The 25,882-nt window shown below is 60.4% G+C and carries 1 protein-coding gene (running past one end of the window); it reads right to left on the bottom strand.

The features are described from left to right. Window positions 1-25,882 carry the 5' portion of an autotransporter-associated beta strand repeat-containing protein gene (locus WAW39_RS25585; protein ID WP_422321994.1) on the bottom strand. Its footprint begins 5,468 nt before the window's first position, so the window shows 25,882 of its 31,350 coding nt (coding positions 1-25,882); it begins with the start codon at window positions 25,880-25,882; its stop codon lies off the left edge, out of view.

Here is a 25,882-nt window from a genome sequence, read left to right as displayed (position 1 = left end):
ATTCATTCGGCGCCCCGTCGAGCGTGACGATTGTTCCATTGATGTTGGTCACGGTGCGTCCCAGCAGGGTGGCTCCCACGAAAAGATTGGATGGCACGGCGGATACGAACACGCTGTTGCCGGAAGTGCTGGTGATGCTGACCGTGGCCACCGAAGACAGCGCGGTGATGGTGGTTCCCGCAGCAATGCCAGATCCTGTCACAAGCATGCCCACGGCAAGGTCGGCGCCGTTGATGTTGCGCACGAGGTTGCTGCCGCTTGCAATCGTTGCCGTCCGATCTGCCCGGCTGGCGGTGTTGTCGATGATGGAGGCGGAGATTTCAAAGGCAGCGATGGTGTTGTTCTGGATGATCAACAGGTCATTGACCGTGGTGCCTACCCTGCCGGTGGAAAGAGTGCCGCTGCCAGTGATCAGGGCCTCGCCGCTGCCCATATTTGGGGAGATCAGAATGGCGCCGCCTTGCAAAGAGTTGGCTCCGTTGAGCGTGACCGTGCTCACTCCACCGCCGCTCACCGGAGTGTTAAAGCGCATTGTGTTGGCGACCCGATTGGTCTGGGCCGTGCTGGCGATGAAATCCATGTTTCCAGTGGTCGTGGTGAGGGTCCAATCGTTGTTCACCTCATTACGGGTGTAGTCGGTGTAGGCCCGGATCATGAGGTCGCCAGCGGTCGTGTTCAGCGTATTGACAAGCGATTCGTTGAAGGAGCTCTTCGTCGCCCAGCTCGAATCGCTGACCGTGGCCCAGGAGCCCAGAATCCCGACCGTGTTGTTGGTGTCGGTGCTGGCAATGTCATCTCCGCTGAAATTGATCTTCGCTCCTGCCTGGCGGCTGATGCCGTTCATGCGCAGGATGGAGCCGCCGCTCGGACGCGTGACGCGGTTGTCCCCAGCACCCAGCGTGACGCCAGCGACGATTTCCACATGGGAGCCGCCCAACAGTTCAAGGGTGCCGCCAAAACGGCTGCCACCAAGAACCAAAGCGCCAGTGTCTGCGAGCTTGCTGGAATTGTTGGTGGTATAATCCAAGCGCAGAGTGCCGGCCTGAACGGTGTGGTTGGGCACATTGAACGAAGAGTTCAAGGTATTGCGGGTGGTGGAATCTGCCTGACCGCTAAGGATCAGCATGCCACCGCCGATCTGGGTGACCGTGCCGCCTCCGCCAAAAGTCCCCTTGAGATTGAGAGTCGAACCCTGCTGCACCAGGATGGTGGAGTTGGCATTGACAAAAACCGAGCCAGCCCATGAGCTGCTGCCAACGGTAGTGGCCAGGGTGCCGCCAGCGAGATACATGGTCTGCACGGTGTTGTAGGCCACATCGCGCAAGTCGAGGGTGGCGTTCTGGTTGCCGATCAAGTTGCTGAGATTGGTGCCGCCAGCAATGATGATGCCTGCACCACCGGAAGCACCGAAAGCGCCGTCTACTGTAGCTGCCAGAATGCCGGCATTGACCATAGTCTCGCCTTTGTAGGTATTGGTGACGCCGAGGACCCAGGTGCCGTTGCCGATTTTGTTGAGCGAAGTCGGCCCACCCGTGCCATCTCCCAGCACCAGATTGAAGAGGTTGTCACCACGATTGGCTCCACCCAGAGTGAGGGTGCGGGAGCCGGAGCCGGTGAATGCCACTGCCGGAGACAGTCCATCGAAGCCAAAGGTCACTGTCGCGCCAATGACAGTGCCGTCGGCGATGATAGCCCCTGCGCTGTCGCCCAGACCGAGTGTGAAGGCACGGTCTGTGAAGGTGGAGACATTGTTGAAAAACCTCAGGGAACCACCGTTGAAGACCAGATTGGCGGCAGCATTGGAAGCACTGCCGATGCCGCTGTTTTGTCCGCCAATTCCAAGCTGCAGGACGCGGATGCCGCCGCCGTTGATGGTTGTGACGCCCGAGTAGTTGCTGTCCGCACTGTTCAAGGTCAAAATGCCATTACCGTTTTTGGTCAAAGAAACGCCTCCACGTCCTGATGTGCCGTCCGTGATCGAGCCATTGTAGGTGAAACTGTCAGAGGCATTGATCGTGAGGGTGGAGGGAGCAGTGCCGTTGTTATTGACAGTACCGAAGCCGGTGAGCTTGGCCATCGAGGTTGAATAACCGTTCAGATTGATCGTGCCATCATTGTAGACAACGTAACCGCTGCCTGTGCTGACCAGGCCGTTATTGCTCTCAAAACGAACCTGGCCACCGTTGATGGTCAGCGTTCCATTGAATTGATTGCTGCCACCCAGCCGAAGCAGCCCAGATGCCATCAAAATGTCACTCGTAAGAGTGTTGTTTCCAAGCAGGGCGATCGAAGAACCGATCATGCGAATGAAGCCGATGGTGTTGTCGCCAGTCAGCTTGACAGCGTTGAAGCCGTTGAATGCGAGGTTTTGATTGGTTCCATCTGCGGTCGCAAGCTGGGAAATCTCGACGGTGGTGCCGTCGACGATCCTAGTAATGACAGTGCCATTGGGAATGCCATTTCCGGCAACCATGGCCCCCACTTCGAGTCCGACAGTCGTCGTCACTGTCACCAAATTTCCACCGGTGACGTATGTTGAAGCGAGGGTGCCAATATCATTAGCCTGCGCGCCATTGGTTTCCAGGCCGCCCGAAAGATTGTTGTTCCCGGCGATGAGCAACACACCGAGGCTGCTGGCGTCGGGAGCAAAAATCAGGCTGCCGAAGTTTCCTATGATGCTGTTGGCAGCGCCCATGGACAGCGTGCTGTTGGTGGCCACACGGAAGTAACCATCTGCGGTTCCAAGGGTGATGCCACGATTGGGGTCATTGAACACCAGGTTGGTGCTGGCACGCAGCACACCGCCGTTGATCGTCAACTGGTCAGCCTGATAGGTGCCAGGATCCGCCCCCAGGTCACTTTCACGAGTGATCTGCAGCACGCCGTCATTGATGTAGGTCTTGCCAGTGTAGGTGTTGAACACTCCGAAGGTCAGCGTGGTGCTGATTGCGGCGTTGGGTTTCTGGGACAGGATGACCTGGTTGTTGTTGACGAGGCCCACCACGGTGGTGCCTGGGAGAATGCCAGCCCCGGTCACCGTGGATCCGACCGCAATATCCGTGTTAAAGTTGTTCGTGTTGAGCGTCACGGTGGTGGAGTTGGGATTCATCGTCGCGACGCTTGCGGTCACGGTCGGATTCAACACCAGGGTGCCGGCGCCGGATTTCACCACGGAGACTGCATTGCCGCCGTTGTTAACGATGGCGCTGAGAACATTAAGCTGGTTGACCGGCAACTGGAAGATCAGCTCATACGGATTGAGTGATCCGCTATAAGTGCCCGCTGTGATCCTGCCGCCAGTGATGGTATGAGTGGTGCCGGAGGAAAGAATGCCACCGCTGTTGATGGTGAGCGTGCTCTGCGTTGTCGAAGAGATCGGATTGATGTTGAGGGTGACGCCGGAGGAGCTCTGGATATTGAGCGAGTTGATGGTGCGGCTGCCAAAGGAGGTGGGGGTCTGGGAGACTGAGACCTTCACATTTTGCGTGGAGGCCCAACCATGGATGGAGGTGGTGGTGTTCGCCAGCGTGTAGGATGTGAGCCCCGTGATGGCGTTGACCGAGTTGCCGTTGACCGTCTGCGCAGCCACGGTGGCCCATTCATAGGCCTGCACCCCCGATGTCAGGGTGGAACGCACCGCCCAGCCGCCAATGATGCCATTCGTGAGAGTGGGTGCGGTGGTGAGTGCGATGACGCCGAGGTCCGTGTTGCTGCGAATCGAATTAAAGATGGCGGTGGATCCTTCAGCGCGCGTGCCCAAGCTGGCGAAGGTCAGGAGATTGGAGGCTGAGGTGGCCCGTTCAGAGACGATGCGGTTGGAACCGCCGGTGAAGGACAAGGTCCCCAGGGTTTCAGAGAAGTTTTCAGTGCCTGCAGAGCCGACGCCCTGGAGAGTGATCTGGCCACCGTTCATGACAATGGCGGCGGAGTCATTGATGCGGTTCACTGCGGTTGCGCTCGTGTTTCTAATTCTCAAGCCTTGGAAGGTTGTGCCGTCCGCCAGTGCGCCGCTGCCTGAGATCAGGATGCTGGTCACGCCGGTCAAGGAGCCCGAACCTTCAATGCGCATGTCGCCGCCGAGAAGATTGATCGCTCCTGTCACATTGCTGGCTGAAGCAACCGTCAAAACAGCACCTGAGGTGACGTTGTTGCCATTGCCGAGAACGGTCAGTCCGCCGGACTGAACATTGACCACGCTGTTCCAGTTCACGGCAGTCAGGTTCTGTTTGCCGGAAATGTAAAATCCGCCGCCGGAGATTGTGATATTAGCGCCAATATTGGTGGTGCCGCCTTCCAAGACTCGGAAGCCGCCGCCGATGGTGGAAGCGGAGTTGAAGGCCAGAGTGCCGGTGCCGCCATCGCGCACGACCGCACCGGAACCAGAGATCAACCGGGTGAAGGTCCAGCCTGCGCCATTGTTGATGCGGAAACCAAGAGTGCCGTTGTTGGTGATGGTTTGAGCACCAACGGTGCCGCCACTGATGCCATTGCCGAAGCTGGTGGCGCTTTCGAGAACCAGAGTGGCTCCCGAGTTGATGGTGGTGAGGCCGGAATAGGAGATGTTGCCCAGGGCCAGAATCTGGGTGCCGGTGCCGCCAACGACGAGGTTGAGCACGCCGGTTCCGGTGTTGTTGGCACGATCCCGGAGGAAGCCGTTGTAGTAGCTCACCCCGCTGGTGTTCAAGGTCAGGGTGCTGTTGGTCGCCTGGTTTTCACCTTCGAGGTTTTCGATGACACCGCTGGCGGTGAAATCGGAAAGTCCGCGGACCGTCTCGTCGAAGCCCATGAGCTTCCAGTAGGAGTTGTTGCCGTTGTTGCCGGTTGAGTCGCCACCAAAACCGGAATCGAATCTGATGAGGGAGGTGTCGGCGATCTGTTCGCTGGCGCCAAGCTGGACGGTGGGGGTTCCCGAGCCGCCCATGCTGACATTGCCGATCTTCAGGTCTCCGATGATGGTACCGTTGGTGATGGTCTTGGCCAGCACGAGATTGGGGTTGGTGGCATCGCTGGAGCCGCGGCTGAACACGGTGGTCAGGCCGGTGTAGGTGTTGGCGGTTCCGCCGCTCAGAGTGAGACGCCCAGGTCCCATGATGTCGAGGCCCAAAGTCGAACCCGCGACCTGTGAAATGGAGCCGCTGATGTCGAGACGGGCGGTATTGCCACCCGCGTTGACATTGATGCGGAGGTTGCTTGCCATCACAATCGGAGCGGAGATCAAGTCGATGCCGACGGTGGTGCTGTTGGACTGCACCTTGCTGAGCAGGGCCTTGCCATAGTCACCATTGTTGAAGATCAGGCTTCCGCCGCTGCCTTGGGCAATTTCGAAGCGAGCGGTGTTGTTCTGGTCACCCATGACGAGCACGCCCAAAGTTTTATTGCCATCGAGGGTAAGGATGGTGTTCGCGGCGATATTGGTCGTCAGACTGACGATGGCACCGATCGAGTTTGGCACGGCGGCAGGCAGCCAGGCGGCCGCGGCGTTCCATGAAGTGCTCGCGCCCAGATTGAAGTTGCTCATCAGGACCGGGATGGTGCCTGGCTTGGTGATCGCGAGGATGATGCCGTAGGTGGTGAAAAGGCTCACATCATAGACGAGTCCGCCGCCGAGAGTCGGCAGGATGAGATCGCCACCGCCGGAACCGCCCGTGCGGTAATTCTCGCCAACGTTGAAGCTGGAGAGCGCATTCAGGCCCACCCAGTTGCCGAGATTGAAGATGTCGCCGCTCTGCGCCTTGCCAGCGGTGGTGGCCAGGGTGAGGTAGTTGTTGAGGTCCGAAACGACGAGCGTGGTGTTGTTCAGGGTCAGCATGCCGTTGACCGTGATGAAGTCCGTCCTGCCGGGGGTGATTGCGGTCGCATCCCATGTGGCGCGATTCAGATCACGATATCCGCCCAGGGTGTCATAGGTGCCCGTGAGCAGTGAGCTGGTCAGACCGGAACCACCGTTCAAGGTCGCATTGCCAATCTGGAATGTGGCAGTGGAGCCGGTGTTCAGGGTGAGATTGCCGTTGAAGGTGAGGGAGCCGACGCTCGAGCCAAAGGCGTCGCCGGGTGCCAGGAAGGAACCGCTGTTGAACACGTGGTTGGTGCCATCATTGAAGTTGTTGGCCAATGTGCCTGCGGTGCCATTGACGGTGCCAGATCCAGCCAGGGTGGCTCCGCTGTTGACGGTGGTGGCGCCGGTGCCGGTGCGTCCGCCAGAAGCGTTGCCGACCTGCAAAATACCGCCGTTCACGGTCGTGGTGCCGGTGTAGTTGCTGGTGGTGGAAGTGAGCACCCAGCTGCCCGCGCCGGTCTTGACCACGCTGGTCGCTCCAGCATTGTCATTGAGAGAAACCGCCAAGGTGTTGGCGCCGGTGTTGGTGCCGCCGAGGGTGAGGACGCGTGCACCAGCGCCGACGAAGCCCATGGTGACAGAGTTATTAAAGGTCAATGTGCCAGTGCCCGAGGCCTCAATCGTTGCCCCTGCGGTGCCGACACTGAAAAGCCGGTTGATCGAAACGGTGTTGCCGGTGTAGCGCAGCGTGCCGCCATTGATGATCAGATTGGAGGCCTGGTTGGTGGAGGCTCCGATGCTGCTGTTGGTGCCTCCGTTTGCCAGGACGCCGACTTGCAGCACCCCGCCACTGATGGTGGTGGCACCTGAGTAACTGTTGGATCCGCCCAGGCGCCAGGTGTTGGAACCGGTCTTGGCGAGTGCTGTGGTTCCGGTGCCATTCCCAATAGCAGCAATGATGCTGTTGATGATGGCTGCGTCACTGGTGCCGGTCAGCGTCAGTGTGCGTGTGGTGCCTGAGGTGAAGGCCAGTGCGCCGTTGTTGGTGAAGGCCAGTGCTCCAGTGCCAGATGCGTCCAGGATGCCGCCATTGGTGCCGCCGACGGTGAAGAGGCGGTCGGTGCTGGAGCCGGTGCCTTCGTACCGCAGGGTGCCTCCGTCGATGACTAGATTGGCCGCAGCATTGGTGGATGAGCCTATGGCACTGGCAATGCCACCGTTCTGGAGATCGAGAATCCTAAGAATACCGCCACTGATGGTAGTGACGCCGGTGTAACCATTGCCTGCAGCGGCGCTGAAGGCGATGTTGCGGCTCGTTTCGGCAGGCTTGCTGATGGTGACCGTGGTCCCGTTATTGGCCGTGACCGTGTACAAGCCGCTGGGATTTGGGTTTCCGTCTGCATCGACCTTGTCATTCACGGCAAGCGAGCTTCCGGGCAGGTCGAGGGTGAACGTCTCGCCGGGGGCCATTGCGTCGGAGGCTTTGTCGATGGTAAAGCTCAAACCGTCTGAAGCGATTGAAACGACACGAGATCCGGCCTGGATCCCTTCGCCACTGATGAGCTGATTGGTCACCAGACCGGTGGCATCCCCCTGAATGGTCGTGGTGCCGTTGATGATGCCACTGACGTTGGTGCGGCCATTGTTGGGCTGGAGCAGCCAGGTGCCGGCATCGGTCTTTGTGAGGGAAGTGGCACCGGTGCCGTTGCCGATGGCGACGACCATGGTGTTGTTGCCGGTGTTGGTTCCGCCCAGGGTCAGAAGGCGTGCGGTGGTCTGGTTGTTGAAACCCATGGCCCCAGCACTGTTGAAAATCAGCGCGCCCGAACCGGACGATTCGATTTTGCCGCCCGAAGAGCCCACGGAGAAAAGCCTGTTGATCGAGGCCCCCGCACCCGTGTATCTCAGCGTGCCGCCATTCAGCACCAAGTTGGCTGCATCTGCGGTGGAGGCGCCGATGCCGCTGTTCACCCTGCCATTGGCCAGAGTGGCCACGGAGAGAACGCCACCCGTGATGATGGTCGCCCCGAGGTAGCTGCTGTTCAAGGCATTGGAGGCCATGAGCAAGGTGCCCGTTCCTGCCTTGGTCAGGCTGTTGCCGATCTGGTTGTCATCCACCACGCCGTTGACCGTGAAGGTGAGACCAGCGCCGACGCTCCAAGTCTGGCTGGAGCCCAGGATCAGGTTGCTGTTGATGATATTGTTGGCTGAATTGACTGTGATCGCCGTGGAGCTCAGCAGCATCAAAGTGTTGTTCGAAATGGTGACCGCGCTGCTGCCACTCAGGTAGGTGAGACTGCCCGTGACCTGATTGCTGCCCAGGGTGATGCTCAGATTGCCTGCGCCAGTGGCTGAGAACTTGACATTGTCAAAAATGCCAGGTGCCGACGGCCTCGGAGAAGCACCGCCCGCATCGGAAGTCCAGTTGGCGTCAGACCAGATGTTGCTGAGACTGCCTTTCCAATAATAATCCACAGCAGCGGTGGCTGCCGTCACCTGAACTGCAATGGCAACGGCATTGGCCACCGTGGTTGTCACGGCATTGCTGCCATCCCGCATGACAAGAGTTAATCCGTAACCCTGAGAGCCGATCAAGACCCCCGGAGTGGCGAGAGTGAACGCGGCAGCCAGATTTGCATTGGTGGTGAGATTGAGGCCGCCGGCTTTGAAGGTGATCAAATCATGCAGACCTGCGGTCAGCGACAAGGCCCCCGATTCTGGCAGGATGAAGACGGTGGCGCCGCTGACTCCCACACTGAGGGTGTTATTAGCGGCTGTTGTGACGTCAGACAGCACAATGGTGTCCGCGCTGTTGGCTGAACTGCCGAGGTCAAAGGACATGCGCACGGTGCCAGCATTTGCGGTGCTGTTCCCAATGATCAGACCCGCGCCGGAAACCCAGGCGGCATTGCGATTGATGGTGAGAGTGCCAGTTGAGTCATTGTTCGCCATCGTGAAGGAGGAACCGGCCGCCAGATTCAAAACAGCGCCGTTGGTCGCCCCGGTGCCAGCGTTCCCAATCTGGTAATTGCCGCTGGCTGCGGTGGTGACCGCCAGAGTGGCGCCACTGGCCACATTGACGTTGATGGTCGAGCTGGTCGTGGCCGCATTGGCCAGGGAACCGGCGGAAAGCACCAGTGTGCCTGCGTTGACATTCGTCGCCCCGGTGTAGGTGTTGGCGGCCGTCAGCGCCCAGGTGTTGCTGCCGTTCTTCGTGAGGCTGGTGACGCCGGTGCCGTTGTTGGCAATCACCTTGCCGAAGGTGTTGGTGATGGCGGCGATGGAGGTGCCGGTGAGGATCAGATTTCGGGTCAGATTTGTGGTGCCATAAGCAATCGTGCCGCCAGCAGCCGCGAAGGTGAGCGAGCCGGAGCCAGAGGCATCGATTGTGGCGGTCGCGCCAGCCACAGTGCTGCCAATGGTGAAGCCACGATCCGTCGAAGTGTTGGCGACGCCGATGTATTTCAGGGTGCCGCCTTCAATGACAATGTTTAACGCAGCGTTGGAGGCGGCGCCGATGCCACTTGCGACGCCGCCGTTGCCCAGAGTGCTGACGCTGAGGGTGCCGCCGTTGATGGTGACGGCGTTTGTGGTGGCGGTGTTGGCTCCGGTGAAGTTGCTCACGCCGGTGAGGGTCAATTCACCGCTGCCCACTTTGATGAGGCGCAGATTGGCAAGCGTGGCTGCGGTGAGAACTCCTGAGAAGGTGGTGTTGGTGCTGTCTCCCACGGTGAGGGTGCTCAGCACGCCTGTGCCGGTGTTGGCAGCGGAAGAAGTGATGAAGCCGCCTCCAGAAAGGGATGCAATGGTCTGGTTGCGGCCGGCGAGATCCAAGCCGGCGCCGGTGGCGATCGTGACTGCGGTGCCGCTCGGCAGGACATTGCCGGCACCTGCGCCGGTGGTGTTGTCACTGGTCATGCCCAGGCGGAGAATGCCCGCGTTGACCGTGGTGGCCCCCGTGTAGTTGTTGGTGTTGTTGGTCAGCAACAAGATGCCGTTGCCTGTTTTGGTCAGTCCGCCGCCGGAACTGGTGATCTGGCCACTGATCACCCCAACCACAAAAGCGCTGTCAACATTGATGGTGCGTGTGGCGGCCCCGAGATTGACCGCACCGGTGAGGGTGAAGTTTTGATTCGTGGTGTGACCGCCGAAGTTGAAATCGCCCGTCACCGTCACCGCATTGCCGGTGTAGGTGGAGAAATTGATGTTGTTGGCCGTGTTGGTGGCGGCGACGTTGTTCGAAGACAGAGTGATGCGGTTGTTAGCAATGTCGATGCTGGTGATGTAGGTGCCCGCCAGGACGCCGGAGCCCCCATAGACCCCCTGCCCGACCGCCAAAGTGGCAGCAACGCCAGCAGCAGCGAAAGTGACGACGTTGGAGTTGAGCGTGGTGCCAGTGGTGATGGTGGTGACATTGCCCGCCTGGATGGTCGTGCCACCGGCGATGGTCAGCGTGCCTGTGCCCACTGCACCGCTGGTGAGTGCGCCGGGATTGCCCACCGAATTGGTGCCGAAAATCAGGGTGCCTTCGTTCAGATTGAAGCCGTTGGTGAAGGTGCTGGAACCGCTGAGGACCAGCGAGCTGCTGCCGATCTTGGAGACCACGCCGCCTGAGCTGGTGATCGGCGCAGAGATGACAAGACCGATGGGGGAGAGACCCGAGACATTGATGACGGGAGCCGCGCTGGAGAACTGGATGGCGGAATTGGCGGCGGTGGTCGCGGCCTGAATCATGGGGGTGGTGGCAAAGTCATCGTTGACCACGGTGATGGCATTCGCAGAGGTCAGCACGAGGGTGCTCAGCGCGGTGGGCGCGTTGAATGCGAATCTCGGCTGGGTGGTCCCACCGGTGTTGTTGAAGGTGAGGCTGGCCAGCGTGGTGGTGGTGGCGGAGGTGTAGCTGAACAGGTTGAGCACGGACCCACCGTTGAGGGTCACGTTGCTGCCCGCAGCGATCTGCCCGATGGTGGCGTTGAACTTGTTGGCATTGCTCATCGTCACAGTGGAGTTGTTGACGGTGAGATCACCGGGGATGACGATGGTGCCTGCTGCGCCGTTCAAATTGAGCGTGCCGCCGTTGACGAAGGTGCCGCCAGTGTAATCATTGGATACCCCTGTGCCTGGATTAAGCGTCAGGGCGCCGCCGCCGCCTTTGACCAGGCTGATGGCGCCGGTCACCTTGACGTTGAAGGCGGTGGTGCCCTGATTGATGTAAACGAAGAAATCGGGGCCGGTGCCCGTGAGCGCCGAGGCCGCATTGCCAGCATTGATGTTGGAGCCTCCTGAGTTGGTGAGCAGGCCGACATTCAACGTGAGGGTGACGGCGGCGGTGCTGCTGCCCAGAGTGATGGTGCCGCCGCCGCTTCTGAGGGAGTTGACGGTTTTGGAAAGCGTCAACGTGCGGTTGGAGCTGTCATTGATGTTGTGCGTGGCCTGTGTGGTGGAGGCGCTGATGTCAAAACCGTCGTAGGTGGGGAACGCATTGCCGCCGGCGTACACATTGCCGCCCACCGTGGTGCTCAGCGCCCCGATGCCCACGCCATCCTTGTAGGTGGCGAAGCTGTCGCCATTGACCACAGCCCAGCCGCCGATCAGCTTGTTCACCAACTGGCTGGCGGAAACGCCGACGCCATTGATCAAGGAGATCTGCACGGAGGCGTTGTTGTTGTTGCCCGTGCCGCCCATGCCCACGCCGTTGCCGGCGATAAAATTGACCATGCTCCGGTCACTGTCGGTGCGGGTGAGTGATCCGATGCTCAAGCTGACCGCGCTGCCTGCATTGGCCGCAGGAGTGATGGTGATGGTGCTGCCGCCGCGTTGAATGACCAGATCGTTCAGCACCACATTGGTGTCGAGTGAACCACCGCCGGTGATGGTGAGCGCCCCACCCTGCAGGGACAGCGTTGTTCCGGCGTTGATGCGAACAGGGTTGAGATTGTCCAGGGAGCTGAGACCGCTGTCGTCCCAGTTCAGCGTGGCGAAATTCACCCCGATGGAGGAGGTTCCGGAGAGCGTGCCGCTGTCACGCAGCGTGAGGGTGTTGGCCCGGACCATGGTGGCTCCCGTGTAGGAGTTGACATTGGTCAGGGTCATGGCGGAATGAGTGGTGAAGGCCAGATTTCCCGTGAGGCTGCCATTAAAGGTGGTGGTGTTGCCGGTGGTTGTCAGCGTGGCGAGCGTGCTGGAGGAGTTGGTCACGACGCCCGTGCCGCCCACACTGTTGTTGCTGTTCAGGAAGGCGACCGCCTGATTGTAGCCATTGAGCTCCAGGGTGCCACCATTGACGGTCAAGGCCTGGAAGCTTGCGATGGTGGTGGTGGGAGCGCCCAGCGGGGTGATCGTTTGCGGAGCCCAGATGGTGTTGTTGCCGCCGTTGAGAATCAGCGTGCCCGCATTGACGGTGGTGGTGCCGCTGTAGTAGCCGCGTCTATTAAGGCTGACCGTGCCGTCACCTGATTTCGTCAGACCGCCCGAGGTGTTGAAAAGGCTGCCGTTCACATTGAGCACGGTGTCTGCACCGACGGTGTGGAAGTAGAACGCAGCGTTGTTGTTGGAGGCAAAGAACGGGGCGTTGATGCCTGCATTGCCGCTGAAGGCAAGAACACCGCCGGTGTTGACGAGTTCATAAAGCAGGCCGGCACTGGTGTTGAACATGCCAAGAGCGGCCACGTTGCCGTTGGAGACACCACCGCCTGCCAGCAGGGTCAGGCTGTTGCTGTTCTGGCTGAAGGTGATGAGCGCATTGGAGCTGAGCTGGAAGTTGGTGGTGAGGCTGTTGGACAGCGTTTTGCTCATTTCAGCGTCGGTCAGGGGGCGCAGGTAGCCCGTGACGGTATCCCTGGTCACGAATGATGGCACGCCATTGTAAGTGACAACCGTGCTGGAACTGATGGCCTGGTCGGCATTGTCTGAGAGCGTGATGGTCAGACCATTGATGCTGACCACCTTCTGCCCCAGCAGCGAAGCGCCCACCGTCAGGTAGGAAGGAACACTCGCCACAGTGACCACTTTTGAATCGGTGGCACTGGCGGTCACCGTGACCTGGCCCGCGTCCTGACCAGCGATGATGTCTGAACGGATGGACTTGGTGGTGGTCCCATTGGCTCCCGTGCCCTGGCTGCCAATGACGTTGAAGTTCGTCACGAAAATATTGGCAAAGCCTGCGGCAGTTGCGGTGCCGACAGCGCTGAAATTTCCGTGCAACTGGAGAGTGCCGCCGGTCTGCACGCCATTGAGCGTGGTCACGGTGAAGGTCGTGGAAGTCGCCGCATTGGCAGAGAGGGTGATGTTGCCGCTGCCGCTGCTGATGGTGAGCTGGCTGACGGTTTCAAGGGTGTTCGCGCCGGCGTTGCCAATGATGTTGAAGCTGCCACCGCCGATGTTGAGAACGGTCGTCGGCGTAGCGGTGAGCGGTGTGGCGAGGCGGTTGTTGAGGTTCCCGGCGCTGTTGTCAAGCGTCAGGGTACCGCCAGTGAGCACGGTCTGGCTTGGCAGGATGGCGGTGCCCGCACCTGAGTAGGTCACTCCGCCCTGGCCCACCGTGAGAATGCCAGTGGAGCCGCTGATGGCGTTTTGGACGCCGGTGATGGTCATCGTGCCGGTGCCGATCTTGGTCAAAGAGATGGCGTTAGGCGTGCCGTCATTGAAACGGTTGAGCTGTCCGGAATAGGTGGTGTCGCTGTTGTTGAAACCAACCGTGAGCAAGGCGTTGTTGGCGACGCTGTTGAACACCGAGCCACTGCCAGCCAGCGCGCCCCAGATGGTGGTCTGGCCGTTGAGATTGAGCGAGGTCCCCGCATTCAGCGTGAGGGTGGAGAAACGTGAACCGCTGTTGATAGCGCCGGATTGAATGTTGCCGGCAACGACATTGAGAGCGCCGACGAAGGTGGACTGATTGATCTGCAGCACACCATTGCCCAGCTTGTTGAAGCCGCCCAGAGATCCCACCACACCGCCAAGAATGAGGCCGGGGGTTGTTGGAGCGAAATTGGTGAAGGTGCCGAAGTCGAAGGTGTTGACGGTGATGTTGTTGAGCGTGCTGCCGAGGTCGATGCGCCCCACGACCAGAGGGGAAGCCGCTGGATTGAACGGATTCGAGGTGATGCCACCCGCACCAATGGTGAGAAGGCCTTCACCCGAACTGACGGTGGGAGCCAGATTGCCGCCACCCGAGCCATTGAAGGTCAGCCCCTGCAAGGTCTGGGCCCCTGCCAGCACGAGAATGCCGCTGCCGTTGATGGTGACTGCGTTGCTGGAATCAATGATGCCGCCGAGTTGCTGAACGAGGATGCCGCTTCCTGATACGGCGCCGCCACTGATGGTGATGCCGCCAGTGCCGAGTGTGCCGGAACTGCCCACCAGCAGCACGCCGCCATTGACGACTGTTCCGCCGGTGTAGGTGTTGTTGCCGTTGAGGGTGAGGTTGGCGGCACCATCACTGCCGGACATGATCAGGCGGAGGGGCCCGGTGCCGTTGTCCTTGATGGCCGCATTCATGGTGAAGGTGCGGTTGGTGCCACCGTAAGGCAGCACATGGACGTAGAGGTCGCTCGCGGTGTTGGCCAGGCCGCCGGTGATGAAGCCGTTGTTGATGGCGATGTTCACGTTGTCATTGGCCAGAGCCAGCAGGAGGCCTCCCCCCTGAAGGGTGAGTGTCTTGCCGCCAAGATTCACCGTGGTGGCGGCCACGGAGGGATTGAGCATGCTGAAGGTGTTGACCGTGGTGTCCACCAGCAGCGGTCCCACGCTGGCGGTGGCGCGAATGTTGTCGGTGGCGATGGGGGTGCCAGTCAGGGTATTGACGGAGTAACCCACAAAACCGGTCTGGCTGAGGCGGCCCACGCCCAGATCAGGGATGTAGCTGGCGAATTCACGGTCCACGACGGCCCAAGGTCCGATGAGACCATTGGTAAGGCCGCCGCTGTTGATGTTGGCGCCGCCGCTGTTGGTGCTGGTGGCGACGCCGTTCAGGGTGGTGATGAGGATGCGGCCGTTGTTGCCGATGGCTCCGATGCCGTTGTCAGGGAAGCGTATCGTGGCCGTCGATCCCGCCGTGCGTGAGAGCGAGAGGAGATTGAGCGTGGCTGAGTTGATGCCTGTGCCGCCATTGGCAGCCTGAACCATGTTGAGCCCCTCGGAGAGGATCACATTGCCAACCGATTGTGACGTATCGGTCTGGGTGCGTCCAACATAGACCAACGACCCGCCTTTGAGCGTGATGTCCGCGCTGAGGTTCACGCGGTTGGCCTGGGCAAAGTTGACATTGTCGTCCAGGCGGAAAGTGGCGTAGTTGACGGCGATGGAGGAGGTGTTGGAGAGTGTGCCGCCATCTGCGAACAGATTGAGGCCGCCTGCAAAAACCGTGGCACCACTGTAGGTGTTCGCATTGAGGAAGTTGTACTGCTGGTTGCTGCTCTTTAGGAAGCTCATGGCACCCGCGCCGACTTCCTGCTTGATCACGCCGCCAAAATTGAAGAAGCTGTTATCCAGGCCCAAGATCAGTGCCGCAGCTCCCGCCGCCGAGTTCGTGAAGGTTCCGGTATTGCCCTGCAAGCCGGCGCCATCACCACGTGTTCCCAAGGCAAACTGCGAAGTGCCATTCAGGTCCAGCGTGGCTCCAGGGGCGACGATGAGGAACTGATTGGGGGTGAGCGTGTTGTTGCCGCCGTTGAGTTTCACTGTGCCGGCGTTGATGGCAAAGTTGCCCGTCAGGAGATAGCCGCTGAGGTTGGCCACGCCGGCAAGATTGGTGGGAGCATTCAGAATCAGGGTGCCGGGCAGGTCTTTGACAAAGCCGCCCGTGCCAGTGATGACGCTGTTGATGGTCAGGCTGGTTCCAGCAGCGATGGCGGCGTAGCCCTGAATGCCCAGATTCAATCTCGGGACACTGATGGTGTTGTTGCCACCGACGTTGAGGATGGAACCCGCTGTCAGCGTCAGTGTCGCCCCCTGAGTGGCGACGGAGTTGGTCACATCAATGCCAGAACCGTTGATCTTGATGGCATTGACGGTCCGGCTGGTGGTGCCCAGAAAGGTCACAGCTCCCGTGATTTGCATGGTCGCGGTCGCTGCTGCGGTGTCGAGGTTGTTGCCGGCGGTGTAGGCCGTATATCCCGCCGTGCCGAAGGCTCCGACGCCCGTGCCTGCAACATAGCCGGCGAAATCCGTGCCATTGACAAGGGTGCGCATGATCAGGCCGTTGACCAAGGCAGAAGTATTATTGCTCTGCAACGGCCCTGCGGTGAAGATGATTTTATTACCTGCGGTGCCGAGATTGGTGCCGACGAAGTTCGTGCTCGAATCAGGATTGGTAACCCAGTTGGAGAAGGTGAGCGTGTTGGTGCCGGCACCTTGATTCATGATGATCGTGTTGGTCGCACTACGATTGGTAGTCAGCAGGCCGAGGGTCTGCGCAGACGTGCCAGAGCCGCCGTCGAACCTGATCGTCCCGCCGTTCAGTGTGAGCGCACGCGCACCTGCGAAGTGGGCGGTGGCGGCGCCCTGGGTGTCATCCACCCACAGCAGTCCCGAAGGCCCCTGAATGGTGATGGTCCCCGTGCCACCCATGGTGACTCCTGAGCCGGTGATTTTGAAGGTTCCTTCGTTGATGACCAGACCATTGACGAAGGAGGCGCTGTTAGCGCTAAGGGTTGTGGTACCCGAGCCCATCTTGGTGATGGCATTGAGTGCGCCAAATCCAGCGCCGCTCACGTTGATGGCGCCGGCACCGGCAAGGAGCAGGTTCTGCGCACCGGTGACCGAGCCGGTCAGTGAGAGCGTCGCACCTGCATCTGCGCCGATGGTTGAGGCCCCTGCAAGCGTGACTGTACCCGTGACAACACTGGTGGTGCCGTTGGCGAGCGCCTGAAGGGCACCGCCGTTGTTGATGCCCGAACCGTTCAGAGACAGGGCCTCGTTGCCGATGTTGACCCCGTTCAACTGCAGTGCGGCACCGTTGCCTGTCACCACAGTGTTGCCCGTGACCGTGCCGAGAGCAGCGGCATTGGAAACTTTCACGGCTCCCGAGCCGATGGTCAGCACGCCGTTCCAAGTGCTGTTGGTGTTGTTGAGTTCCAGCGTGCCGTTGTCATTTTTCCGCAGCGCATTGGAAACGGAGGTCAGGCCGAAGGCGGTGTTCAGGGTCAGGGTGTTACCGGCCGTCACTTCGATGGCGTTGCTGGCCTGATTCAAGGTGATAGTGCGGCTGGTGGCGAAGGTCCCGGTCGCACGCAACCCGACGGCGGTGGCGGCGTTCACATTGAGAATCACCCCGTTGGCCACGTTGCCCAGTGCTGCATTCGAATTGACCGAAACAACGCCCCCCTGAATGTCCACATTGCCGGTGAAGCTGTTGGAGGCATTGCTGAGGACCAGTGTGCCCGCACCAAGCTTGGTGATGGCACCGCCTGAGACGACGCCTGAGAGAGTCAGCCCCTGAGTCCAGCTGGAGTCCGACGCGGCGCTCACATTGATGACCTGATTGGAGCCAAGTGTGACGTCGCTGGTGATCTGCAAGCCGTAACCGTTGTTGTTGGTCACATTCAAAGCGCCGATGGTGAAGGTCGTGCCAGTGGAGCCGGCAATTTGAATCAGCTTGTTGGATGGCGAGGTGAAGAGCGGGGCGTAGACGGTCCCCAGACGGCCGACGGTCAGGTTCAAGGCCTGGGTGGAGTTGACTGTGATGCCGCTGTCGATCACCTGCCGGGAGCCGGTGCCGTCTCCATCATTGAGCAGGGAAAGATTACCGCCGTTCATGTTCAAGGTGATGGTGTTGCCTGCGGTCACGGCGCCCAGGGAAAGGGTGCCGAGGCCGGTCTTGTTGATCACGATGTTCCCGACGGATCCCACGCGGGTGATCTGGCCGAGGGCGGCGGTCATTCCGGGATTGATGACGTTGATATTCACCGAGCCGGGAAGAGTCACCAGACCGCTCAGTGTGAGGTTGGAACCGGTGGACACGGTGCTGTCGAACCTGAACTGTCCTGAGAAAGCCGCATCAAAGGTGACTGCATTGCCAATGGTGAGGTTGGTGCTGGACAGGAGCGTGAGATTGTTGCTGCCAGACATGGTCAGGGTGCCTGTGCCCATCGGGCCGGCGCTCACTCCGCCCGTGGTACCGGCATTGAAGACGCTGCCGGAACTGAAGAGAAGGCCGCCGTTCTGGAGGCTGATGCCGCCGGAGAAGGTGCTGGGGCCAGTCAGCTGCAGGACGCCGTCTCCGGTCTTGATGATGCTGCCGGTTCCCGCCACGATGCCGTTGATGCTCAGGGAGGGCTGCAGTGGCGCCAGATTCTGACCGTTGGCATTCACCGCGCTGATGTTGAAGGTGTGCGCCCCGCTGGTGAGGACCATGGAACCAAAGCCTGCGAAGGTCAGCAAGCTGTCTCCGGTCACCGTGCCGATGGCTGCATTCGTGGAAATCGTGATCGATGTCGGGCTGTTGATGGCGGTGATGATGGTGCCTGCGGTAATGCCGCTGCCTGTCACCGCGGAGCCAACCGTGAGACCTGCCGTGCTGCCCAAGGTGATCACATTGCTGCCGTTCGTAAGGATGGCGTCCATGATCCCCGTGGTGATGGTGGAGGTGCTGCCAAGATTGGAGGAGGTGGCGGTGATGCCACCGCTGAGGGTGAGCGTGCCGATGCCGACGAGCAGGGACGGGGTGGTGCCGCCGGTGTTGTTGAAATTCAGGGCTCCAAGGGTCTGATTGAAGCCGTTGAGTTCAAGCGAGGATCCGCCATTCATGTTCAGAGTGGCCGTGCTGTTGATCTGGTTGGAGGCCCCAAAGACCACGGTGGACGTGCGTTCCTGGAAGGTGCCACCATTGGTGGTGCCACCGCCGGTGATGGTCACATCGCCCGTGCCAAAGGCACGCCCCGTAGTGGATTTTGCCACGACGAAGCCTGCGTTGACGAAGGTTCCGCCGGTGTAGGTGTTGTTGCCCGTGAGCACGACCTGATTGGAGCGGAAGCCGCTGAGGCCACCCGTGCCCGTGGTGCCGCGACCTTCGGTGCCGTCGATGACCAGGGTCACCGCCCCGGCTCCGCCGTTGTTGTTGATGATGTTGGCACCGACGATGACGTTGTGGCCATACACGTTGCCGTTGCCATTCACATAGCCCAGCGCATGGAGGTAAAGATCTGCCGCGCCACTGCCCGCAGTGAGGTTGCCGTTGGAGATGACGATCGGCATGTTCAGGGAACTGATGAAGTTGACAGCAGTCGGGGCTGCAATGTTGGCATTGGCGTTGCCGGCGAGGGTGACTGTCAGGCCGCTGATGTCCGTCACGGTGCTGCCCAGAATCACAGAGCCAATGGTCAGGGTGTTGGGAATGGTGGCCAGCAGGACGGTGTTGCTCGTTGTGGAGCTGGTCACCACGTTGACCGTGGTGTTGATCAAATCGAAGCCCTGGGAGGCGATCAAACCACCGCTGGCAAGGTTCAGGGTGAAGCCGCCGAGATCGAGAGTGCTGTTGCCAGACACCACCATGGCGAGGCTGTTGATGGTGCGGTTGCCCGTGAGGGTGACCGTCTGCGGCATAGTCAGGGTGGGATTGGCGGTGCCCAGATTTTGGTCGATGGTGAATTTGTTGCCATCAATGATGGAGGCCACCACGGCACCCACGGGGATGCCGCTGCCCAGGACGGCATCGCCGACTTTCAAACCGGCGGTGCTGGCGACGGTGAGCTGGTTGGAGCCAACGGTTCCGGTGGAAGTGACTGCTGCATAGGCCATGCGGATGTTGTCCGTGGCGATGCCTGAGTTGATGTCGCGGGTGGAATAGCCTGCGTAGCCTGCTGAATTCAAGGCTCCCACACCAGTGCCAGGGTTGTAGCTGGCGAATTCGCGCTCCACCACGGCCCAGCCGCCGATCAAATTGTTGGTGAGGCCAGCGCCCACAATCGCGGTGCTGACGCCGTTGATGTTGTCGAAGAACACGCGGGCGGTGCCGTTGCCGTAATTGCCGGTCACGTTGAAGAACCGAAGCGTGCCGTGGGATCCGGCCTGCTGGGTGAGGCTGGTGAACGTGGCCGTGGAGCTGTTAATGCCGGTGCCGGGAGCCGCAACGTCGATCACGCTGGCGCCCTGGGCCAAGGTCAGGGAGCCAAAGGCCTCCGTGCCTTCAGTGCCAAAGCGCGCGCGATACTGGATCATGCCGCCGGACATGGTGATCGGGGCCGCGTTGTTGATCCGATCGTCAACCAGCGCGTCGAGAATGCTGGTGCCGTTGTTGTTGCTCAGCAGGAGGGTGGACTGGCTGATGGTGAGGGAGGAGGTGTTGCTCAGGGTGGCGGTGCCGAGGAGCTGGAGGCGGCCGCCATTGAGGATCGTGGCGCCCGTGTAGGTGTTGGCGGAGTAGATGTTCCAGTCGGTGTAGCTGTTTGCGCTGGTGGAACGCACCAGGGCCACATTGCCCGTGATCGATCCTGAGAAGCTTCCACCCGTATTGACCAGGCCCAGAGTGGCCTGATTGGCAGAGGAGTTGATGATCGTACCGCCGATGTCTGGCACCAAGTTGGCGTTTTGAGCAGTCGTGGTGTTGGTGCGCAGAAGGTTGAGCACCTGCACATTGCCGTTGAGGTCCAGCGAACCGCCCTGAAGGACAAAATCATTGTTGTAAAAGATCGTGTTGGTCCCGCCTGCCAGCTTCAGGATGCCCTCATTGATGGCCGTGCCGCCCGTGTAAAACTGCTGAGTATTGAGCGTCAGGGTCGAAGCGCCGGCTTTCACCAGACCGGCCGAGACGTTGAACATGGCTGCATTGATCGACAGATCGCTCAAGGTGTAGTAGACGAACTGGGCGTTGCTGGTGGTGCCCAGACGTCCGATGGTGCTGCCGCCGATGCTGGCGCTGGTGGCGCCTGCAAGCACCAGCACGCCGCCGCTGTCCAAGGTGAGGGTCTGCCCGGCATTGAGGGTGACAGCGCCGCCCGTCTGAAGGGTCAGCGAGTTCACGGTCAGGCTGTTGAGCAAGGTGGTGGTGCTAAGGCCTGCCGAGATCGTCTGGTTGGTGGACAGGAGCACGTTCAGCGGAGTGGCGACACCGGCCAGATTGTTGGTCAGCGTCGAAGTCATTTCGGTTGAAGTATTCAAGGCACGCAGCACTCCGGTGATAGAGTCAGCGGTGGCAAATGAAGTGCCTGAGCCGGAGGAGCTCGGGTCAACGATCACCCAGGGAATGATGCCCTTGTTGAGGGTGTTGGCACCGCCGGTTTGGCCAGTGAAGGCAAAGCCGCCGCTGGAGGACTGCATGGTCCCTGTGCTGAGACCGCGCACCAGCAAGGTGCCGGTGATGCCGCTGTTGTTGTTGGTGGGGCGGGCGACCGATCCCGTGATGAAATTGGACTGCAGGCCTGTGAGGGTGATGACGGTCTGTCCGGCATTCACCGTGAACGCCCCAACGGTCTCCGTGGTGGCGGCAGAAGCGTTTCCTTGGAGATTGATGTTACCGCCATACAGAGTCAGCGCGCGGCCGCTGAGGCGGTTGTCAACATTGGTACCAGTGCTGTCGAGGTTGAGCGTTCCCTGAGGCGTCACGATGACCGTGCCAACACCGCTGCTGCCCCCAGGTACTCCCAAGGTACCTGCCCCATTAAGTACCAGAGTGCCCTGGTTCACATAGACGCTCTGGCCTGGAAAGGCATTGGCGGCGGTGATCGTCCAAGTGCCAGTGCCGGCCTTCATCAGAGAGAAGGTGTTGATGACTACGGTACCAGAGGAGTTAAGAGATTGTAAGACGCCATCAAAAGTCATGGCGGTGTCGATGAACCCATTCCCCGCGCCCACCAGACCGAACCAAGAGCCGCGTCCCGAGGTTCCGGTGGAGCCCACCCGACCTGTCATGACGCCCGTGATATGAAGCGTCGTTCCTGCGTCCACTCCGATGGTGGCGGCACGCATGTTGCCGTCTGCATTGGAAGGACCCGAAAACGTGATGGCACCGCTGTAAGTGTTGTTGCCGCTGAGGGAGTAGGCCTGGCTGGTGGCGCTGGCGATGTTGGCATTCGCATTTGAAGCCAGAGTGATCGTGCTGCCATTGACGGACAGGATGGTGGACCCCATGAAGGAGGCTCCGGCAACGAGCATGGCGGGTGGAGCCCCCACCAACGTGACCGTGGTGCTGGAAGTCGAGCTGCTCAGGACCTGAACATTGCCGCTAAAGGCGGAGTTGCGGAGAGCGCCGGCGCCGTTGATGCCGTTGGAGGTGTTGTTGTTGCCGGGATTGAACACCAAGGCCTCTGCAACGGTGATCCCCCCCGTGATCTCCAGTGCCGCAGCCACATTGGCCACCAGAGTGTAGGCGGAGCCAGAATTGGAGCCGAGAGAGTAGCTGCCGGTGGAGCCGAGAGCGGATGAGTTCGTGACCCGGACCACTCCCTGACCGATGGTGAGAATGCCGTTCCAGGAGGAGGTGAGTCCTGTCAGCCCCTGCGTCATCGGCGCTGTCAGCACCAGCGTGCCTGCGTCGTTCTTCTGCAGATTGTTGCTGTTGTTGGAAAAGCTGAAGGTTTTGTCAATCGAAAAGGTGTTGCCAGCCGTGACGTCAATGGCGTTGCTGCCCTGGTTCATGATGAAGGTGCGATCGGCGGAGTGGAAGGTGCCGTCCGCGCGCAGGCCCGCCGTGGCGGAGTTGGTGTTGACGAAAATTTCATTCGCGGCATTTCCCAACGCCTCATTGCTCGTGAAGGCCAGCACGCCGGCCGAGACACTGATCACCGATTTGCCAGAGACTGAGCTTGAACCATTGAGTGCGCTTGTGAGCGCCTGGCTCAGGTTCACCTGGGTCAGCACCAGGGTGGTGTCCGCCACGGTCACCGGATTGGACAGGGTCACCTGATGTCTGACGAGGGTGGGGTTGGGAGAGGTGATGTTCTGGCTGAGGCGCAAGGTGGTGCCGTCAATGATTTCAGCCACAAAGGTGCCGGCAGGAATGCCTGAGCCTGACACGGCCATGCCCACGCGGAAGCTGCTAGTGCCGCCCTGGACATTGCTCACAATGTTGGGGTTGGAGATCGTGCTTCCCAAGGTCGTGTTGGTGACATTGTCATTGATGCTGAGAACCTTGGTTCCAGGGGGGATGCCGTTGCCGCTCACCAACATGTTGACGGCGAAGGTGCTGGCGATGCTCGGTGTCAGGGTGAGCGTGGCCTGGCCGCTGGCCACGCTGGCGGCAAAACTCTGTGAAGTAATGGAGTTGATACGCGTGCCACCATTGGAGGTGCTGACGCCGGTGCCGGTCAGCAGCTGGCCGGTGACCAAATTCGCCGCGCTCTCGACGGTCATGACGGTGCTGGCGTTGGCCCCATAGGCATTGAAGCTGACCGTACCGCCGAAGTTGTTGGCGGAATTGCTGAGAAGCAGCGTGCCGCCACCGGCTTTGAGAATGCTGTTGCCCGCGCCGGTCACCTGACCGGCGAGTTCAAGGCCCTGGACCAGATTGTTCGAAGTGGTGGCGTTGTTGACCGTGAACGTCGGTGCGCCCGTCAGGGTGGTGACACCCGTCACCTGCAAACCATAGCCATTGTTGTTGGCAAGCGTCACCGCGTTGTTGCCTACGTTCAGTGACGAAATCTGCGCCCGCTTGTTGGCCGGAGGCGTGTAAAAAGGCGAAATGGCGGTGGAGACGGGCCCGGTGGTCAGCGTGACGGTGCCTGTGACGGTGATGTTATGGTTGAAGGCCAGATTCTGAAGGCCGCCGGTGCCGTCGCCATCATCCAGCAGCTGCAGGGTGCCGCCCGCCATGGTGAAGGTCTTGTTGTTGAGGGCGCTCACGCCCAGCACACGCAGGTTCGCACCCGGTTCAAACACCAGCTGTCCGGCGAAACCTGAGTTGTTGCCAGACAGGCTCACCGTGCCGCTCTGGGAGGCAAAGCCGGTCTGCTGCACCACACCCGTAGCCAATGCATTGATGGCACTGATCGTCGTGCCCGCGTTCTTGACGGTGGAACGGATGACAAGAGACGTAGTGGCATCTCCAGTGATGCCGCCTGAGACGATGAGATTCGCACCCACGTCCGCGACGGGCTGCCCGCCAGCAATCGCATCCAGTACCAGGGTCTTGCCGCTGGCAATGGTCACCGCGCCGCCCAAAGTCACTGATACCGCATTCGCCACGTCCTGAATGACTGCGTCTGAAGTTACGTCGACAGCATTGCCAAACGTGGTCACGGCACCGGCTCCACCTTTGGAATCCAGCACCAAATTGCCGCCCGCGAGCACGACCTTCGCCGAGCCAATGGGATCAAAGGAGCCTGCGACGGTACTGCCGGTCAGCACCAGCGTGGGCGTCTGGGAGAAAGTCAGCGCTGTGGCAGCGGACACCGCAGAAGCATCGCCTGAGACCTTGAACTGGGTGCCGTTGACGATGGAGGTGATGACCGTGCCCTTGGGAATGCCCGTGCCGCTGACCGTCATGCCCACGGCCAGACCCGCAGTGCTTGTGGTCGTCAGTGTGCTGGCCTTGCCGTTGAGGGTGCCGTCAGTCGCATAACTCGAGGCGACGTAGGTGGCATTTTGGGTCACGGACGTGCCGATCATCTGAATGCTGCTGGTGGCGCCCAGGGTGTTGGCGCTCTGGGTTTGATTGAAGTAGAGCCAGCCAGCGCCGGTCTTTTGGATGGTCATGGCCCGACCTTCATCTGAAACCACGCCGTCAAAGGCCACGTTTATATTCGAAGCAATCGTGACCGTGCCGGCGGTTCCTGAGCCCAAGGTGCCAAACACGGTGGGGGCCCCTGAGGTCCCTCCGAAACGCAGCGTCTTGCCAAAACCGCCCCCGTTGCCCACCACGGCGGTCTGCCCCAGGAGGTCATAAGCTGCTACAGTAAGGGTGACGCCGGTGTCCAGCAGCAGCCGCCCCATCGCAGCCGATGTGACGGAGGTGTTGGAGAGGGAAATCTCGGCGTTCCCCGTGAGGCGGACATCATTGCCAAACTGCAGGGCGGTGCTGGAACCGTTCACCGTGTTGACATCCGCCAGATGAAGGAGGGTGTTGGGAATGACTTTGCGAATCTGCCCGCTGCCTTCGCTGGTGTCAGGGCCTGCGTAGCCCAGATTGATGTTGCCGCCGCCGGAGCCATTCACGTAGTCGATGCGGATGTCGTGCGCGCCGGAAGCCAGAAAAATCGGCGCACTGGAAAGGTCCGTGTTGCCTTTGCCACCGTCGTTGTTCAAAACCAGCACCCCGTCGATGTAGATCTTGGCACCGTCATCAGCGGCGGCAAAGAAGGTGTAGGCTCCGGCTGTGGAGATGTCCACCTTGCCCACCCACTGAGCGCCACCGGCCGCCGGGATGGTGTTCAGATTGTTCAGCGTGAGGTCGGTGCGCACGCTGTCTGCGACCCCGGTGAAATTGACGAGGCCGCTGTCACCCGTGCCGGTGGTGGTGAACTGACGGCCGGAGAGGCCGTTTGAGGTGGAGTTGAAGCCGCGAATGTCCAGCTTGGAACCTGTCTGCAGGGTGACTTGGTTGGTGCCCAGCGGGTTCTTCCCGGTGTTGAGGTCGGTGGAGTTCGCATCCACCCGGAGCATGGCTTTGTTGCCAACGGTGATGCCGCCGGTCAGGGAAGTGGCGAAGTTGTTGTTGCGAGTGCCCAGATGCAAAATACCAAACTTAGAGCCGGCAGAGCTCGCCGTGTCGGTAAACTGGATGGACAGACCATTGCTGCCGGCCAGCGGAGCCGTGAGAGAAACTTCAGTGTCGGAGACGCTGGAATCACCTTGGATGGTGATGGAAGGTGAGGCGCCGGTGAACGTCAGCGTGTTCGCCGCAGAGGAAGAGGTGATGTTGGTTCCAGCCGCTTCAAAGCGCAGTCCACCGACAGAGATGGGAGCGGTGATGGTCACGTTGGTGGAACCCAGGAAAGCAGCGATGTCTCCGGCCCCATTGTTCCAGGCAATCTGAGTTCCCGCCGTGCCCGTAGGCACGGTAGCCAGCCAGTTGGGGGTGGTCGTGTTCCAGTTTCCGGAAGTAAACTCACCGGAGATCTTGCCATCCGTCGTCCAGTAAATGGTCGCAGATTGCAAAGGCGTGGCGACTTGCATGACGAACACCAGCACGGTCATGAACCAGCCGAGGAGGATGCGATTATGTCGAAGTGTTTTCAT

Source organism: Prosthecobacter sp., assembly GCF_049294395.1.
GTDB lineage: Bacteria > Verrucomicrobiota > Verrucomicrobiia > Verrucomicrobiales > Verrucomicrobiaceae > Prosthecobacter.
The sequence above is the reverse complement of the archived record's forward strand: the minus strand, read 5'-3'. Positions and strand labels throughout refer to the sequence as shown.